Raw genomic sequence first — 14,853 nt, forward strand, 5'->3', positions numbered from 1 at the left:
AAATGCGGGGCGCCCGACGCGTGTACGCCAATGATCAGCGGCCGAGACCGGCCAGCGGGCTGGTGTCGCACGCCTTGCCCGCGACGGTCGCGGCCGGACGCTGCACCGTCGGCAACCCGAGCCCGACGGTGACCTTGCGCCCGCGCCGCGAGTGATCCTTGTCCGGCTTGGGCAGGGCCCCCGCCGTCACCAGCTCCGCGTTTCCGCGCACGCACTCCGGATCGGGCCCGTCCAGCGGCATCCCGGTGAAGAACTTCGCCGCCATGCACCCGCCCTTGCACGAGTCGTAGGCCGAGCAGGAGACGCAGGCTCCGCCGGTCTGCGGCTCGCGGAGCCGGGCGAAGAGCTCACTCCGGCGCCAGACGGATTCGAACCCGCCGGGATCGCGCACATTGCCCGCGAGGAATTCGTCGTGGATGGCGAAGGGGCAGGCGTACACGTCGCCGACCGGGTCGATCAGGCACACCACGCGGCCGGCGCCGCACAGGTTCAACCCCGGCAGGGGGGTGGAGCCGAGCGCGTTCAGGTGGAAGAACGAGTCGCCGGTGAGCACCTGCTCGCCATTGGCGACCAACCAGTCGTAGATGGCGAGCTGCTGGTCGGTGGTCGGGTGCAGCTCCGGCCAGACGTCGGCGCCGCGGCCGGAGGGGCGCAGCCGGGTGATCCGCAGCTGCGCGCCGAACCGGTCGGCGATGGCCTTGAACTCGTCCAGTTGCCCGACATTGTGCCTGGTCATCACGACGGAGATCTTGAAGTTCTCGAACCCGGCATCGGCCAGGTTGCCCATCGCCCGGTACGCCATGTCGAACGAGCCGGGCCCGCGCACCGCGTCGTTCACCGCGGCGGTGGCGCCGTCCATGGAGATCTGCACGTCGACGTAGTCGCTCGCCGCGAGCTGCTTGGCGCGGGCCGCGTTCAGCCGGACCCCGTTGGTGGAGAACTTCACGCCGACCCCGTGGTCGACGGAGTAGTTGAGCAGCTCCCAGAAATCGGGGCGCACGGTGGGCTCGCCGCCGCCCATGTTGACGTAGAAGACCTGCATGCGCTGCAGCTCGTCGATCACGGCCTTGCACTCGGCGGTGCTCAGCTCGCGCGGGTCGCGCCTGCCGGAGGAGGAGAGGCAGTGCTCGCAGGCGAGGTTGCAGGCGTAGGTGAGCTCCCAGGTGAGGCAGATGGGGGCGTCCAGGCCGTGTTCGAAGTGCTCGACGAGTTTCATGGTCGCTCCTGGATGGTCCCGGCGTCGGCGAGGCCCGCGAGCGCTCGCAGATAGTGGTCGTGCGAGGGGGTCGGCACCCCCGCGGCGGTGAGCGCGCTGTGCGCGTCGGGCTGCTCGGCGAGCGCGGTCACCACCGCCACCAGCAGCGGCGTCTTCAGGAACGAGAGCCTTCGGGTGCCGTAGTCGTAGAGCAGCGCGCCGAACGGCTCGGGCCGCACCGACACCGACGGTGCCAGTGCGTAGGCCCGGGCCGGGTCGAACGGCGGACGGTCAGTAGACACCGCACATGCCATCGATCGAGACCTCCTCGACCAGCACGTCCTCCTCGACGAGGGATTCGGTCTTCGTGTCCTCGGTCATCTGCGTCACCTTCCTGTATGGCTGTGACACCGAGCATAATGTCACCTCGTGTCGAAAAGGAAGGATTGGCACGAGAATGTAATTTCCGAACTTGCATTACAATGTTCTCGACCGAGGGAGGTGCGGGATGACGGAGTCGTCGGTCCGGCGCATGCTGGCGATCTTCGACGTCGAGCCCGCGGGCCCCGGCCGCTTCACCGGAGGCAGCGACGGCGGTTCGCGGCGGGTGGTCGACGGCACCCAGCTGCTGGCCCAGGCGCTGGTCGCGGCGGCGAAGACGTTCGAGGGCAAGGTGATCCGCTCCGGGCACGCCACCTTCTCGCGCGCGGTCGACCCCGAGCGCCCGGTGGAGTTCGCGGTCGAGCAGACGCACCGCGGCCGCTCGATGGCGAGCGCGGTGGTCGGGGTGGAGCAGGGCGGGCGGCGCTGCGCAACGGTCTCGGTGCTGGCCGACACCCCGACCGCCGACGTCGTCCGCCACCACGTCCCGCGCCCCGAGGTGCCAGGCCCCGCGGCCGCGGTCTCCGTCGACATGCCGCTGACCGGCCGGGACCTGCGCATTGTCGGGGTGGCGGACGTCAACGACCCGGACGAGGTCGGCCCGCCGGAGCTGCACGCCTGGCTGCGCTACGACCCGATCCCGGACCGCGACGACCTGGCGCGGGCGCTGCTCGCGCACTTCACCGGCCACCTCTCGGTCTCCACCACGCTGCGCGCGCACCGGGGCGTCGGCACCGCGCAGGCACACCACACCCTCTCCACCGCGCCGATGACGGTGGCGGTCCGCTTCCACGAGCCTGTCGGGTGGGACGGGTGGCTACTGTATTCACACGAGAGCATCCAGGTCGGCGCGGGCATGTCCTGCGTGCGCGGGCTGGTGCACACCGAGGACGGGCGGCTGATCGCCTCCTTCACCCAGGAGGCGATGATCCGCCCGCTGCGCGGGGACGACACCGCCATCCCGGCGGAAGCCCGGCTGTGAGAGGGGAATACCGGTGACCGATCACCCCGGCTATCTGACCCGCCCGGACTACCGGGTCGATATCCACGCCCGCCGCAACCTGGTCACCGTGCACCACGGCGAGCTGCTGGTCGCGGAGAGCATCCGCGCGCTGCTGGTGGACGAGCAGGACCACGGCCTCGTCTTCTACCTGCCGCGCGCCGACGTCCGGGTGCGGCTGGCGGTCGACGAGTCGCGGGCGAGCACCTGCCCGTTCAAGGGCGCCGCCACCTACTGGCGCTTCGACGGCGACGGCGGCGAGGCGGTGGCCTGGAGCTACGAGGACCCGGCGCCGCAGGTGGCCCGGTTGCGCGGGCACGTCGCGTTCTACCAGGATCGGGTGGTACTGCGGGTCGGGGTGGCAACGCCCGCGGTCAGCGGACGCTGAAACGCCCGGTCGCGCAGGGGAAACGAGAGCGGGAATCCGTAGACCAAGTTATTGCGTGACGGGTGTCACTCTGGCTAGGGTGATGCGTCAACCCTGGTTCCACCCGCTCGAGAAGTAGGCACAATCGGTGATCGATCGCGATTCTCGCCGCTCGCTGCGCAGGTATCTGCGCCTTCCCCGCGGCGTCCGCGCCCGGTTGCTCGCCATCGTGCTGATCCCGAGCATCGCCCTGCTCGGCATCGGCGTCGGCGCGGCGTACTACCTGGTGCGCTCGGCGGAGGAGGCCCAGGACTGGGCCGACCTGGCCGGTGCCACCTGTGCCCCCGCGATCAACCTGGTCCGCACCTTCCAGGTGGAGCGGCAGGCCTCGCTGCTGCACCTGGACGGTGACCCGACCGGCACCCAGAACCTGCCCGCCGCCCGGCTCGCCTCGGACGCGGCCATGAAGCAGATCGTCGACATGGGCGATGCCGCCGCCGAGCTGCGCCCCGACCTCGCGGGCGACATCGAGGGGTTCCAGGCGCTCTACGCCGAGATGCCGAAGCTGCGCCAGGCCATCGACGTCAGGGCGCTGCCCACCGCGCAGGCCTTCGAGGCGTACAGCAACGTCATCGACACCATCGTGGCCGCGACGCTGCTCGCCGCCGACGTGGCGCCCGGCGGCGACATCGCGGTCGAGCTGTACAAGTCGGTGCACCCGCTGCGCGCGGCCGAGGCGCTGGCCAAAGCCACCGCGCTCGGCGTGACCGGCGAGCTGAGCGGCGAGTTCGGCGCGGCGGAGCTGGCCAGGTTCGCCGAGTACATCGGCGACGCGCGCGGCGAACTCGGCTACGGGCGGACGGTGCTGACCGGCGACGAGCAGGCGGTGCTGCAGCGGCTGCTGGAGGGGCCGGAGTACCGGCGGCTCGTCGAGGTGCAGAACGCGGTGCTGGAGCGCGGCGTCGTCCCTGGTAGCAGCGGCCGCACCGCCGAGGAGCTGCCGGTCGGCACCGTGGAGTGGCAGCAGGCCTCCTCCGCGGTCACCACCGGGCTGCTCGCGCTCTGGGAGCAGCAGGCCACCTCGGCGCAGAACATCGCCAAGGCGGAGGGCGACGAGACCAGCCGCAACGCCTTCCTCGGCGGGCTCGGGGTGCTGCTCGTCGCGGGGCTCGCCTTCGGCGCGGCCGCGCTGCTGGCCCGGCGCTTCGTGCAGCGCATGCGGCGGCTGCGCGGCGACACCCTCGAGCTCGCCGACAAGAAGCTGCCGGAGATCATGCGGGCCATCGGCAGCGGCGCCCCCTTCGACCCGGACGCCCAGGTGGAGCGGCTGGAGTACGGCCTGGACGAGGTCGGCCAGGTCGCCGACGCCTTCAACCGGGCGCACCGGGCCGCGGTGGACGCCGCGGTCGCGGAGTCCAAGACCAGGTCCGGGGTGAGCTCGGTCTTCCTCAACATGGCCTACCGCAGCCAGGCGATGGTGCACCAGCAGCTGGTGCTGCTGGACCGTGCCGAGCGCGACGAGGAGAACCCGGACCGCCTGGAGATGCTCTTCACCCTCGACCACCTCGCCACCAGGGTGCGGCGCAACGCCGAGAACCTGGTGATCCTCGGCGGCGAGCAGCCGGGCAGGCGCTGGCGCAACCCGGTGCCGCTGGTCGAGCTGGTCCGCGGCGCGGTCGCGGAGAGCGCGGACTACCAGCGCATCCACACCGCCAAGCTGCCGGACGTGCGGATCATCGGCCCCGCGGTGGGCGACCTCATCCACCTGCTCGCCGAGCTCACCGACAACGCCACCGCCTTCTCGCCCACCGAGACCAGGGTGGAGATCTCCGCGGCGCTGGTCGGGCGCGGCATCGCGCTGGAGATCAGGGACCAGGGCATCGGGCTGAGCAACGACGAGCTCGCCGAACGCAATGCGACGCTGGCGAATCCGCCGGACTTCAGCGTCGCCGACCTCTCCGGCGACGCCAGGCTCGGGCTCTTCGTGGTCGGCAGGCTGGCGACCAGGCACCGGGTCTCGGTGCGGCTCGCGCACTCCGACTACGGGGGGATCAAGGCCATCGTGATCGTCCCGTCCTCGCTCATCGCCACCGGCTGGGAGCCGCCGACCGGCGCCCAGGAGCTGGTCGGGGTCGGTTCGAACGGTGACACCGCGAGCAGGCCGATGCACCGATTGCGCCCGGACGACTTCGACCCGCCGCGGCCGTGACCGGCTCCCGTGAGTCCTGGTTCGACGAGGACGCAGGCCCGATCGGCAGGCTGTACGCGGTGACGCGCGGCCGGACCGGTCGCGGCCGCCCCGAGCTGGACATGCTCACGCTGGTGGCGGCGAACCGGTTCGGCGGGCTGCGCCGCACCGAGCCGGAGTACGCGCAGATCCTGCAACTCAGCCGGGAGCCGCAGTCGATCGCCGAACTCGCCGCGCGGCTGCACCTCCCGCTGGCCTCCACCAAGGTGCTGGTCGGCGACCTGGTGGACGACGGGCTGCTGGAATTCCGCAAGCCGGTGCTCGACCAGGACACCGATGCCGCCGACATCGGTGTCCTGCGCGCGCTGCTGAAGGGGATCCAGGCGCTCTAGCCGAGCGTCGCGGCCAGCCTGCCCGCGTTCATCCAGCCGATCGCCTCGATCGAGACCATCGGGTTCACCCCGGACGAGGTGGGGAAGCAGGAGGCATCGGCCACCACCAGATTCGGCACCTCCCAGGTGGCGCCGTCCGGGTTCAGCGCGGAGTTCTCGGCGCTGCCGCCCATCCGGGCCGAGCCCATGATGTGCAGCGCCGCCATGGCGCACTGGCCAGGCCCGTACCCGGCGCTCGCGCAGCGGGCCGCGAAGGCCGCGTGGTCGCCGCGGCTGCCCGGCTCGTACGAGGCGCCCGCCTGGTGGCCGGAGTTGATCGCCCGCGCGCCCGCCGCCTCCAGGATCTCGGCGGCGCCGGTGATCCCGCGGTGCAGGTGCGCCCGGTCCCGCGGGGAGAGCGTGTAGTGCACGATCGGCTCGCCCGCCTTGTCCACGGTGACCCTCCCGTGGTCGCGGTCCCTGGTGATCACGCCGACGGCGGCGGTGTGCGCCAGGTTCAGCATGGCCGCGCGGTGCGCGTCGGCGCCGAGCCAGTTCATGAAGCCGACCAGCATGCCCGGGTGCATCGGGCCGGTCTCGTAGATCACGCCGTAGCCGTCGCCGTCGAGGTCGGCGTGCTGCCGGGAGATCCGGGTCTGCAGCCCGCCCTCCCACGGCCTGATCTCGTCGTCGAAGGCGCCGAAGACCGCCGAGGCCGGGTGCAGCCGCAGGTAGTCGCCGATGTTCTTGTTCTTCAGCCCGGAGCGGCGGAGCAGCGCGGGGGTCTGGATGGCGCCCGCGGCGACCACCACCGCCCTGGCCCGCACGGTGAGCTCGGCGCCGTCGGGGGTGCGGGCGGTGACGCCGGTCGCGCGGCCCGCGGTCACCTCGACCCGGCGCACGTCGGCGCCGACCACCAGCCTGGCGCCGCGCTCGGCGGCATCGCGCAGCCAGGTCTTGGTCGCCGACTGCTTGGCGCCGATCCGGCAGCCGTAGCCGCAGCGGCCGCACTCGGTTCCGGCGTCGCAGGCGTCGGTGACGTTGCGCGGCAGCGTGTCGAGGTCCCAGCCGAGCGCGCGCACGCCGCGCTCCAGCACGCCGTCCCGCGCGGAGAGCGGGGACCGCTCCGAGGTCACCGAGATGCGGCGCACCACCTCGTCCATGGCGGCGCCGTACTCGTCGCCCGCGAACTGCTCCGCGCCGAGCGCCGCCCACTCGGCGCGCACCGGGTCCGGGGTGCGCAGCGAGGTGCTCCAGTTGACGACGGTGCCGCCGCCGAGGCAGCTCCCGGCCACCAGCGTCAGCTGGCCCTCGGCGGTGACCTGCGGGCCGGGGGAGTAGAACCGGGTCAGGGCGTCGAGTTCGCCGCCGCCGAAGTCGGCGTCGTCGAAGTACTCGCCGCGCTCCAGCACCACCACGTCCAGCCCTGCGGCGGCCAGCCTGGCCGCGGCCGCGCCGCCGCCCGCGCCGGAGCCGACCACGACGACGTCGCACTCCAGGGTCTGGGAGCCGGTGGGGCGCAGCGGCTGCAGCGCGGGCGCGGGCGCGGACTCCAGCGGGCCGGTCGGGGCCGGGTACCCCATCTCCTTCCACAGCGGGTTGTCGCCGTGCGGGCCGGGGGTGGTGTAGTACGAGAGCATGGCGGCCTGCTTGAGCGCCTGGAAGATCGCGCGCTTCGGGGCGAGCCGGGAATTGCCGAGGCCGAGCAGCAGCCGCTCCCGCTCGGCCTGCGAGCGCGCCGAGAAGCGGCCGGGCGCGCCCCCGGTGAGCAGCGCGAGCAGCGGCGAATCCCAGATCCCGAGCAGGGTGGCGAGCTGCTTGCCCTCCGCGGCGCGCGGATTGCGGGCCAGCAGCCGCAGCACGACATCGGGGACGCCGAGCTCGGAGGCGGAGGGCAGGGCATGGCCGTCCCCCGGTGCGAACGTGTCGCAGATCAGCGTGAGGGCTGCACGCTGACGTGCGGTGAGATCCATGCGTACTCCCGGCGGTATGTGAATCACGACTCACATGAATAGGCTGTGGCGGAACCATATCCTGGTCAATGGTGCCGAGTAAATAGCGGGCGACCAGTATCCAACCGGGGAATCGCGGATTACTTCGCGGTGTCGGGCGGTGCGGCGCGCTGGCGCCAGACGCCTAGGATCTCCGGGTCGAAGGTGCTGGTCGGCAGCGGGGGGCGCTGGCCGGTCGCGACGTGCGCGGCGAGCGCGGCCAGCCGGGTCGCGGCGCGGGCGGGCCAGCCGTTCGCCAGGGTCCAGGCGTAGACGTCGTCGCCGGTGAAGGAGTGGCCGTTGGTGTGCGCGATGCTGAGCACCGCGGCGGCGTCCTGCCGGTCCTGTGCGGCAGTGAGATTGGAGGCCGGGTCGACCAGCCCGGAGAGCGTCACCAGCGCCTCGGCCACCACCGGGTCCAGCCGGGCCGCGCCCGGCGGCGGCACCGCGGGCCCGAGCAGCCGCGGCTGCGCGGCCTGGGCCCACGCGGCCACCTCGTCCAGGCTGTTCGGCACCACGCAGAGCGCCGTGGTGCGGCGGTCGTCGGCGATCCGGGTGAGCTCCTCCGGGGTCGGCCATGCCGCGAGCACCGGCCCGCCGCGCCAGGTCGTCGCGGGTCGACGCCACGTGGCCACCAGAGCCCGTGCCTCGTCGACGAATTCGCGCAGCCAGGGGTTGTCGTCCACGTTCGACCGGCCCGGCGCGTAGACCAGCGGGGTGCCGCCGGAGTAGCGCGATCTGCGGGCGATCCAGGCGATCCCGTCGGACAGCCCGGGGTCGTCACCGACAGCGGTCAGTGCGGTCGGGTAACGCCATCGGCCCGCGGCAGACATGGGGACCATCCTCGCATTACTGCGAGCGTCGGGTGGCGAGTGTCCGGTTCGAATGTTCCGGCGATCAACTGGTCCAACCAGTTGACCAGATGGCTCCGCATGCGGGATGGTGGGGGAATGGACTTCACTCCGGTCTCCCGTGCCTCGGTCTCCGACGAGGTCTTCGGGCAACTCGTCACCGAGATCCTCGCGGGGCGGCTGGCGCCGGGCGACGCGCTGCCCGCGGAGCGGGACCTGGCCGAGCGGTTCGGGGTGAACCGGCACGCGGTGCGCGAGGCGCTCAAGGGGGTCAGGCAGGCCGGGCTGGTGCGGATCGCGCAGGGCGGCAAGACCAGGGTGCTGGACTGGCGGGTCAGCGCCGGGCTGGACGCGCTCTCCGCGCTGGCCGAGACCGGCGCGGTGCCGCCGGTGCGGATGCTGCGCGACATCGCGGAGATGCGCCGCAGCGTCGCGGCGGACGCCGCCCGGCTCTGCGCCGAGCGCGCCACCGCGGAGCAGCGCGCCGCGGTCACCGCGGCCGCCGAGCGCTACCCGGCCGCCACCGAGCACCCGGCGGACGCCGCCGAGGCCGACCTGGAGTTCTGGACCGCGGTGATCGACGGCTCCGGCAACATCGCCTACCGGCTCGGGCTGAACACCCTGGTCGCGGGGTTCGGCGCGATCGGTTGGCCGGTCATCGCCGACCTCGGGCTCTTCATGGAGTACGTGGACCGCGGCGCGCACGCCGAGCTGGCCCGCCGGATCGCCGCCGCCGACGCCGAGGGCGCGCAGGCGCTCGCCACCGAACTGCTCGGCCGGATGGTGGCGCTGCTGGCGGGCGGGGTCGAGGAGTAGCGATGTTCGACTTGATCCTGCACGCCATCCCGGTCTTCGTGCTCTGCCTCGCGGTGGAGGCGGCCTCGTTCCGCTTCCGGCCGGACGAGGAGACGCTCGGCTACGAATTCCGCGATGCCCGAACCAGTATCGGTATGGGGCTGGGCAGCGTGGTGGTGAACGCGGGCTGGAAGTTGGCCCTGGTCGCGATCCTGGCCGCCGCCTACACGCTGTCGCCGCTGCACCTGCCCGCGGACACCTGGTGGTTCTGGGCGCTGCTCTTCCTCGCCGACGACCTCGCCTTCTACTGGTACCACCGCACGCACCACACCGTCCGGGTGCTCTGGGCCAGCCACGTCGTGCATCACTCCAGCCGCTACTTCAACCTCTCGACGGCGCTGCGCCAGCCGTGGACACCGTTCACCGCCATGCCCTTCTGGCTGCCGCTCGCGCTGCTCGGCTTCCCGCCCTGGGCCATCCTGCTCCAGCAGTCGGTGAGCCTGCTCTACCAGTTCTTCCTGCACACCGAGCGGGTCGGGCGGCTCTGGGCGCCGCTGGAGTTCGTCTGCAACACCCCGTCGCACCACCGGGTGCACCACGGCGCGAACCCGGAGTACCTGGACCGCAACTACGGCGGCATCCTGATCGTCTGGGACCGGCTCTTCGGCACCTTCGAGCCGGAGCGGGCCCGGGTGCGGTACGGCCTCACCACGAATATCGAGACCTTCAACCCGGTGCGGGTCGCCACCCACGAGTTCGCCGCCATCTGGCGGGACGTGCGCGGGGCGGGGCGCTGGCGGGACCGGTGGGGGTTCGTCGCGCGCGGTCCGGGGTGGAAACCCGCCGGTCAGTAGCCGATCTCGGCGACGGCGCGCAGCAGGGCATCGCCCATGGCCGGGCTGCCGGTGTGGCCGGAGTCCGCGATGACTTGCAGCCGGGCGTCCGGCCAGGCCCGCGCGAGTTCCCAGGCGGTCTCCAGCGGGGTGGAGATGTCGAGCCGGCCGTGGATCAGCGCGCCGGGGATGCCCGCGAGCCGGCCCGCGTCGCGCAGCAGAGCGCCTTCCTCCAGCCAGGCGGCGTGCGCGAAGTAGTGCGTGCAGATGCGGACGAAGGCGAGCATGGCGCTGTCGGTCTTGGCGCTGTACTGGCCGGGGCGGCCGAGGTTCTCGTGCGCGATGGCGGCGTCCTCCCAGCGGCACCACTCGGTGGCGGCGTGGCCGCGGACGTCGGGGTCCGGATGCTCGAGCAGCCGCCGGTAGCCGTCGACGAGGTCGTCGGTGTCGGGGACGACGGCGCGGAAGCGCTCCCACTCGGCGGGGAGCAGCCTGCCGAGGCCGCGGTACAGCCAGTCGAGCTCGCGGCGGCGGGTGGTGGTGACGCCGACCAGCACGATGCCGGTGACCCGCTCGGGGAAGCGCTCCGCGTAGGCGAGGACGAGCGTCGAGCCCCAGGAGCCGCCGAACAGGAGCCAGCGCTCGATGCCGAGGTGTTCGCGGAGCCGCTCCATGTCGGCGATGAGGTGCTCGGTGGTGTTGTGCGCCATGTCGGTGGTCGGGTCGGCCGCGCTCGGGGTGCTGCGGCCGCAGCCGCGCTGGTCGAACTGGACGATGCGGAAGATGCTCGGGTCGAACGTCTTCCGCGGGCCCGGGCTGCTGCCGCTTCCGGGGCCGCCGTGTACCACCAGCGCCGCGCGGCCGTCCGGGTTGCCGCTGGTGCACCAGTGGACGCGGTTGCCGTCGCCGACGTCGAGGAGGCCGTCCGCGTACGGGTCGATCGGCGGGAAGGGCGTGGCGGCAGGCACGGGGTCGAGGGTAGTTCGACCGCGGTTCAGCCGCGCGCGGCGGCGTCGACGGCGGCGCGGGCGTTCACCCGGCCGTGGCCGTACCAGGGGCTGCGGCCGGTGGCGTCGTAGCGGCCGTTGGCCTCGTCGATGCGGTCGGCGGTGCGCTGGAGCACCTCGCGGACCTGGTCCCTGGTGAGGTCCGGGTTCACCGCGAGGACGAGGGCGGCGGTGCCCGCGACGCCGGGGGCGGCGCTGGAGGTGCCGCCGAACTCGGCGGTGTAGTCGCCCGCGGCGTCGCCGAGCGCGGGGTCGCCGGGGTTGTAGCCGCTGCGGCCACGCCGGTCCACGGTCCAGATGCCGGGGGTGAGCGGTGCCGGGTGCCGGAAGGGGGCGTGCTCGAAATCGTTGCTGGGGAAGGCGACCGCCACCGCAGCGCCGGTGTCGCTGTACACGCTGCGGGTGCCGGTGTCGTTGCAGGCCGCGACGGCGAGCACGGCGGGGTGGCTCGCGTAGCCGTCGTTGTCGGCGGGCTCGTTGCCGTTGCCCGCGGCGAAGACGATCACGCAGCCGCGGCCCCCGCGGCCGCTGTTCGCCGCGTACTCCAGGGCCAGCCTGGTGCTCGCCGGGATCGGGACAACGCGCTGGTGCGCGGGGTCGTCCGGGCGGTACCAGGCGCCGTCGGCCGGGCCCCAGCTGCACGAGATGACGTCGGCGCCGTTGTCGGCCGCCCACTGGAAGGCGCGGGCCTCCGCCTGCGAGCCGAGCCCGGAGGTGAGCCGGATCGGCAGCAGCGCCGCCTCCGGCGCCACCCCGGAGGCGCCCGCGCTGCCCGCCGCGACGGCGACCCCGGCGCAGGCGGTGCCGTGGTTGTCGCCGTAGTCGGGGCCGGTGCCGTTCTGGTCCTTCGGGCGCGGGTCGCCCGTGCCCGCGGTGACGTCGCGCGGGGCGACCACCTTGCCCGCTCCGGCGAACTCGGGGTGGTCGATGTCGATGCCGTCGTCGATCACCGCCACCGTGACGCCGGAGCCGCGCGTGATCGCATGGGCCGCTGCCACGTTCGCGTGGGCGTCGACCGGTGTCCCGCCGACGGTGGTGGCGTGCAGGTGCCACTGCTGCGGGGCGATGGCCTTGCGCGCGCGGCGGCGGATGAGCTCCGGGTGGCTGTACTCGACGTCGGCGCGGGCCAAGAGCTCGGCGGCGATGCCGAAGACGCGCTGCCCGGTGCGCTCGGGGGCGGCGGTGAAGTAGCCGTTGGCGGCGTACCCGACCTGCTCCCGGACGGTCAGCCCGGCCTCGGCGAGCACCGCGCGGCAGTGCGCCGGGTCGGCGTCGTCGGCGAACTTGACGAAGAGGTTCTCGGTGTAGAGCACCGGGTCGCCCGCGGCGTCGGCGAGTACGTGCCCGGCGAACCTGACCTCGGGCGCGGCGTCCAGCGCGGCGATCCGCGCGGCGACCGGCTGCCCCGGCGGCAACCGGTACACCTCGACGCCCACCTCGGGGTGGGTCTGCACCCGGAGGGCGTCGGCGAGCAGGTCGCGCAGCGGCAGCGGGACCGAACCGCGGGCCCTCGGCACCGCGGGACCGGAGGCGGCGCGGACCACGAGCAGGTCGGGGCTCGGCTCGAACGAGCTGCCCGGCTCGCCCGCCCGGCCGAAATACGCTGTGGGCACCGTCTTCTCCTCCGCTCGGGAAACAGGATTCCGACGGTAGTGCCCGCGCTCGATTTCCTCCCCACTGGAATGTATAGCGCGCGGTGGGGCTTGCGGCAAGGCCACGGTGCCGGCCCAGAATCGCTGCTCCGGCCGCTGAACGGGGGCCGGGAAGGAGGGCAAGGTGCGGGTTCTGATCTCGACGGTGGGGTCGCGGGGCGAGGTGCAGCCGGTGGTGGCGCTGGCGCGGGAACTGGTCGCCGCCGGGCACGAGGCGGTGGTGGTGGCGCCGCCCGACTTCCGCGCGTGGGCGGAGGGGCTCGGGGTCGACTACCGGCCGGTGGGGCCGGAGCTGCGCGGCACCGCGCGGCGGCCCGCCGGGCCGGCGCCGACCGAGGAGCAGCGGCGGGCGATGATCGCGGGGACCGTCGACGCGCAGTTCGACGCGCTGCTGCCGGTGGCCGATGGGTGCGGGGCGGTCGTGGGTGGCGGGGCGCTCGCCATCGCGGCGGGGTCGGTGGCGGAGCACGTCGGCGCCGCCTACTCGTACGCGGCCTTCGCGCCGGTCACCCTGCCGTCCGCTCGGCACGCGCCGCCCGCGTTCCGTGGCCTCGAGGCGGGGACCTGGGAGCAGGACGCCGAGCGTTGGAACCTGCTCTGGGCCGATCCGCTGAACGCGCGGCGCCGCGCGCTCGGACTGGCGCCGGTCGCGCACGTGCGCGAGCACCTGTGCACGCCGAGCCCGCTGCTCGCCGCGGATCCGGTGCTGGCGCCGTGGCCGGAGCCCGGCGGTGCGGTCCGGCAGACCGGGGCCTGGGTGTTCGCCGACGAGCGCCCCCTCCCCACCGCGGTTCTCGCCTTCCTCGACGCGGGGGCGCCGCCGCTCTACGCCGGATTCGGCAGCATGCCCGAGCCCGGCGGCGCGGCCGCGGCCCTGCTCGGCGCCGCCCGCGCCCTCGGCAGGCGGCTGATCGTCTCGTCCGGCTGGTCCGGTCTCACGCTCGACGCACCCGACTGCCTGACCGTCGGCGAACTCGACCTCCGGCAGTTGTTCCCCCGCGTGGCGGCCGTCGTGCACCACGGTGGCGCGGGCACCACGACCGCCGCCGCCGCGGCCGGGGTCCCGCAGCTGGTCCTCCCGCAGGTCTTCGACCAGTTCTACTTCGCCGACCGGGTCGCGGCGCTCGGCATCGGCGCCGCCTACCGCGAACCCCCTCGGGTCGAGTCGCTCACCCCCGCCCTGGCCGCCGCCCTCGATTCCACGACTCGCGCCGGGGACGTCGCGCGCGAGATCCGCCCCGACGGTGCCCGGGTCGCGGTCGAGCTGATCACCGCGGGCTGATCCGGCCCAGCTGCCCGTCGGGCAGCCCTGCCTCGAACGGGATTCCGGTTCCCGCGACGGGAGGGTTGGCGGGGGAGGGGTCGGGGGGACCCCAGCGGAGGGGGCCGCGAGGGCGGGTGACGACCTCGGTGATGGTGAAGTCGATCGAGGACTGGGCGCCGGGGGCGAAGGTGGCGGGGTCGGTATTGATGGTGGCGGTGCCGGTGAGCTGGAGGGTACCGCCGGTGGTCCAGTCCGGGACGAGGAGGCCGCAGCGCGGCTGGGTGGCCAGGTTGCCCAGGGTCATGAACATCGAGTTGCCGCGGTAGTCGGGCCAGCGCAGCCGGGTTGGGGAAAGGGCGCGGAGGAAGCCGGGGTCGCCACCGCGGTGGGAGGCGTCGGCGCGGCCCGCCGGGTCGGTGCTGGCGATGAAGAAGGTGTCGGCGGCGGCGATGGCGGTGAGCGCGGCGGGGTTGAGGTCGGGGCGGCGGCGGAGCGGTTGCGGTGGGGCCGGGCGGTGCGCGAGTACATCGCGGCGGGCGATGTACTTGGGGCAGTTGCTGTATACCTGCTGGGTCGTGACCCGCAGCCCGGAGCCGTGCGGTTCGGCGTCGCCGTTGATCCGCATGCGTCTGCGCCGCTGCGGTTGCAGGGCGATCAGCCCGATCGGGGCCGCGGTGGTGAGGGCGGGAGCGAGCGGGTCGTCGGGGTCGGGGCGGGTGTCGATCAGGACGGTGTGCTCGTCGGCGGTGTGCGCGAATCCGGGCGGGCCGGTGAGCATGCTCGCCCACACGGCGCCGTCCCGGGCTGTGCCCGCGAGCACCAGAAAACGCTGTGCCGCCAGGAAATCGGCGGCGACGGCGGGGATGTCGGGGCGGACGGAGCGGCCGACCCGCTCGGCGATCTCCGCCTGGCCCATGGCCCGCTGCACGGCCAGTTCACCGGCGTGGAAGCGCATGGG

The 14,853-nt window shown here is 73.5% G+C and carries 15 protein-coding genes; 7 read left to right on the top strand and 8 right to left on the bottom strand.

Annotation, left to right across the window (positions count from 1 at the left end):
* Positions 1-34: 34 nt before the first annotated feature.
* From mftC to mftA, 3 genes are read right to left on the bottom strand one after another with little or no spacing between them, the layout of a single operon-like run.
* Positions 35-1,216, bottom strand: a complete 1,182-nt coding sequence (gene mftC / locus ACFUUZ_RS24105) for a mycofactocin radical SAM maturase (RefSeq protein ID WP_378699859.1) — start codon at positions 1,214-1,216, stop codon at positions 35-37.
* Positions 1,213-1,509: a mycofactocin biosynthesis chaperone MftB gene (mftB, locus tag ACFUUZ_RS24110; RefSeq protein WP_378699861.1), complete on the bottom strand. Its 297-nt coding sequence runs from the start codon at positions 1,507-1,509 to the stop codon at positions 1,213-1,215. The genes mftC and mftB overlap by 4 nt, the downstream gene beginning before the upstream one ends.
* A complete protein-coding gene (mftA, locus tag ACFUUZ_RS24115) occupies positions 1,487-1,576 on the bottom strand; it encodes a mycofactocin precursor MftA (protein ID WP_233017410.1) in 90 nt (29 codons plus the stop codon). Before mftA ends, mftB begins: the two co-directional genes overlap by 23 nt.
* A gap of 127 nt (positions 1,577-1,703) precedes the next feature.
* On the opposite strand from mftA, the gene ACFUUZ_RS24120 reads away from it, so the two are divergent.
* The 4 genes from ACFUUZ_RS24120 to ACFUUZ_RS24135 all read left to right on the top strand — a co-directional run bounded on the left by ACFUUZ_RS24120 (position 1,704) and on the right by ACFUUZ_RS24135 (position 5,523).
* On the top strand, positions 1,704-2,558 hold the full coding sequence (locus tag ACFUUZ_RS24120; RefSeq protein ID WP_378699864.1) for an acyl-CoA thioesterase: 855 nt from the start codon (positions 1,704-1,706) through the stop codon (positions 2,556-2,558).
* A gap of 13 nt (positions 2,559-2,571) precedes the next feature.
* Positions 2,572-2,964 carry a DUF427 domain-containing protein gene (locus ACFUUZ_RS24125; RefSeq protein ID WP_378699866.1) on the top strand — a complete coding sequence of 131 codons (393 nt, stop codon included), beginning with the start codon at positions 2,572-2,574 and terminating at the stop codon, positions 2,962-2,964.
* Between the two features lie 127 nt (positions 2,965-3,091).
* Entirely contained in the window at positions 3,092-5,152 is a 2,061-nt protein-coding gene (locus tag ACFUUZ_RS24130) for a nitrate- and nitrite sensing domain-containing protein (RefSeq protein WP_378699869.1), read from the top strand.
* Positions 5,149-5,523, top strand: coding sequence for a DUF742 domain-containing protein (locus ACFUUZ_RS24135; RefSeq protein WP_378699871.1), 375 nt, complete (start codon positions 5,149-5,151; stop codon positions 5,521-5,523). The genes ACFUUZ_RS24130 and ACFUUZ_RS24135 overlap by 4 nt, the downstream gene beginning before the upstream one ends.
* Here ACFUUZ_RS24135 and ACFUUZ_RS24140 read toward each other — a convergent pair.
* Positions 5,520-7,475 carry an FAD-dependent oxidoreductase gene (locus ACFUUZ_RS24140; protein ID WP_378699873.1) on the bottom strand — a complete coding sequence of 652 codons (1,956 nt, stop codon included), beginning with the start codon at positions 7,473-7,475 and terminating at the stop codon, positions 5,520-5,522. The genes ACFUUZ_RS24135 and ACFUUZ_RS24140 overlap by 4 nt on opposite strands.
* Positions 7,476-7,594: 119 nt before the next feature.
* Positions 7,595-8,326, bottom strand: a complete 732-nt coding sequence (locus tag ACFUUZ_RS24145; RefSeq protein WP_378699875.1) for a hypothetical protein — start codon at positions 8,324-8,326, stop codon at positions 7,595-7,597.
* A gap of 117 nt (positions 8,327-8,443) precedes the next feature.
* On the opposite strand from ACFUUZ_RS24145, the gene ACFUUZ_RS24150 reads away from it, so the two are divergent.
* Both ACFUUZ_RS24150 and ACFUUZ_RS24155 read left to right on the top strand, forming a co-directional pair.
* Positions 8,444-9,160 carry a FadR/GntR family transcriptional regulator gene (locus ACFUUZ_RS24150; protein WP_378699878.1) on the top strand — a complete coding sequence of 239 codons (717 nt, stop codon included), beginning with the start codon at positions 8,444-8,446 and terminating at the stop codon, positions 9,158-9,160.
* 2 nt (positions 9,161-9,162) lie between these two features.
* Positions 9,163-9,993 (top strand): sterol desaturase family protein, encoded by an 831-nt coding sequence (locus ACFUUZ_RS24155; protein WP_378699880.1) that lies wholly within the window; start codon positions 9,163-9,165, stop codon positions 9,991-9,993.
* Here ACFUUZ_RS24155 and pip read toward each other — a convergent pair.
* Together pip and ACFUUZ_RS24165 are read right to left on the bottom strand one after the other, a co-directional pair.
* Positions 9,987-10,940, bottom strand: a complete 954-nt coding sequence (gene pip / locus ACFUUZ_RS24160) for a prolyl aminopeptidase (RefSeq protein WP_378699882.1) — start codon at positions 10,938-10,940, stop codon at positions 9,987-9,989. The two genes, ACFUUZ_RS24155 and pip, sit on opposite strands and share 7 nt — an antisense overlap.
* A 26-nt stretch (positions 10,941-10,966) precedes the next feature.
* A complete protein-coding gene (locus ACFUUZ_RS24165; RefSeq protein WP_378699884.1) occupies positions 10,967-12,592 on the bottom strand; it encodes a S8 family serine peptidase in 1,626 nt (541 codons plus the stop codon).
* A gap of 163 nt (positions 12,593-12,755) precedes the next feature.
* On the opposite strand from ACFUUZ_RS24165, the gene ACFUUZ_RS24170 reads away from it, so the two are divergent.
* Positions 12,756-13,913, top strand: coding sequence for a glycosyltransferase (locus ACFUUZ_RS24170; RefSeq protein WP_378699886.1), 1,158 nt, complete (start codon positions 12,756-12,758; stop codon positions 13,911-13,913).
* On the opposite strand, the gene ACFUUZ_RS24175 is transcribed toward ACFUUZ_RS24170, so the two are convergent.
* Positions 13,900-14,850 carry a pyridoxamine 5'-phosphate oxidase family protein gene (locus tag ACFUUZ_RS24175; RefSeq protein ID WP_378699888.1) on the bottom strand — a complete coding sequence of 317 codons (951 nt, stop codon included), beginning with the start codon at positions 14,848-14,850 and terminating at the stop codon, positions 13,900-13,902. The two genes, ACFUUZ_RS24170 and ACFUUZ_RS24175, sit on opposite strands and share 14 nt — an antisense overlap.
* Between the last annotated feature and the right edge of the window lie 3 nt (positions 14,851-14,853).

This window comes from Nocardia sp. NPDC057353 (genome assembly GCF_042667085.1).
Classification (GTDB): Bacteria; Actinomycetota; Actinomycetes; order Mycobacteriales; family Mycobacteriaceae; genus Nocardia.

Excerpts from the sequence above, each read along its gene's own strand:
- ACFUUZ_RS24145 (WP_378699875.1), bottom strand. The coding sequence starts at position 8,326 with ATGTCTGCCGCGGGCCGATGGCGTTACCCGACCGCACTGACCGCTGTC.
- ACFUUZ_RS24175 (WP_378699888.1), bottom strand. The coding sequence starts at position 14,850 with ATGCGCTTCCACGCCGGTGAACTGGCCGTGCAGCGGGCCATGGGCCAG.
- mftB (WP_378699861.1), bottom strand. The coding sequence starts at position 1,509 with ATGGCATGTGCGGTGTCTACTGACCGTCCGCCGTTCGACCCGGCCCGG.
- ACFUUZ_RS24150 (WP_378699878.1), top strand. The coding sequence starts at position 8,444 with ATGGACTTCACTCCGGTCTCCCGTGCCTCGGTCTCCGACGAGGTCTTC.
- ACFUUZ_RS24120 (WP_378699864.1), top strand. The coding sequence starts at position 1,704 with ATGACGGAGTCGTCGGTCCGGCGCATGCTGGCGATCTTCGACGTCGAG.
- mftC (WP_378699859.1), bottom strand. The coding sequence starts at position 1,216 with ATGAAACTCGTCGAGCACTTCGAACACGGCCTGGACGCCCCCATCTGC.
- mftA (WP_233017410.1), bottom strand. The coding sequence starts at position 1,576 with ATGACCGAGGACACGAAGACCGAATCCCTCGTCGAGGAGGACGTGCTG.
- ACFUUZ_RS24140 (WP_378699873.1), bottom strand. The coding sequence starts at position 7,475 with ATGGATCTCACCGCACGTCAGCGTGCAGCCCTCACGCTGATCTGCGAC.
- ACFUUZ_RS24155 (WP_378699880.1), top strand. The coding sequence starts at position 9,163 with ATGTTCGACTTGATCCTGCACGCCATCCCGGTCTTCGTGCTCTGCCTC.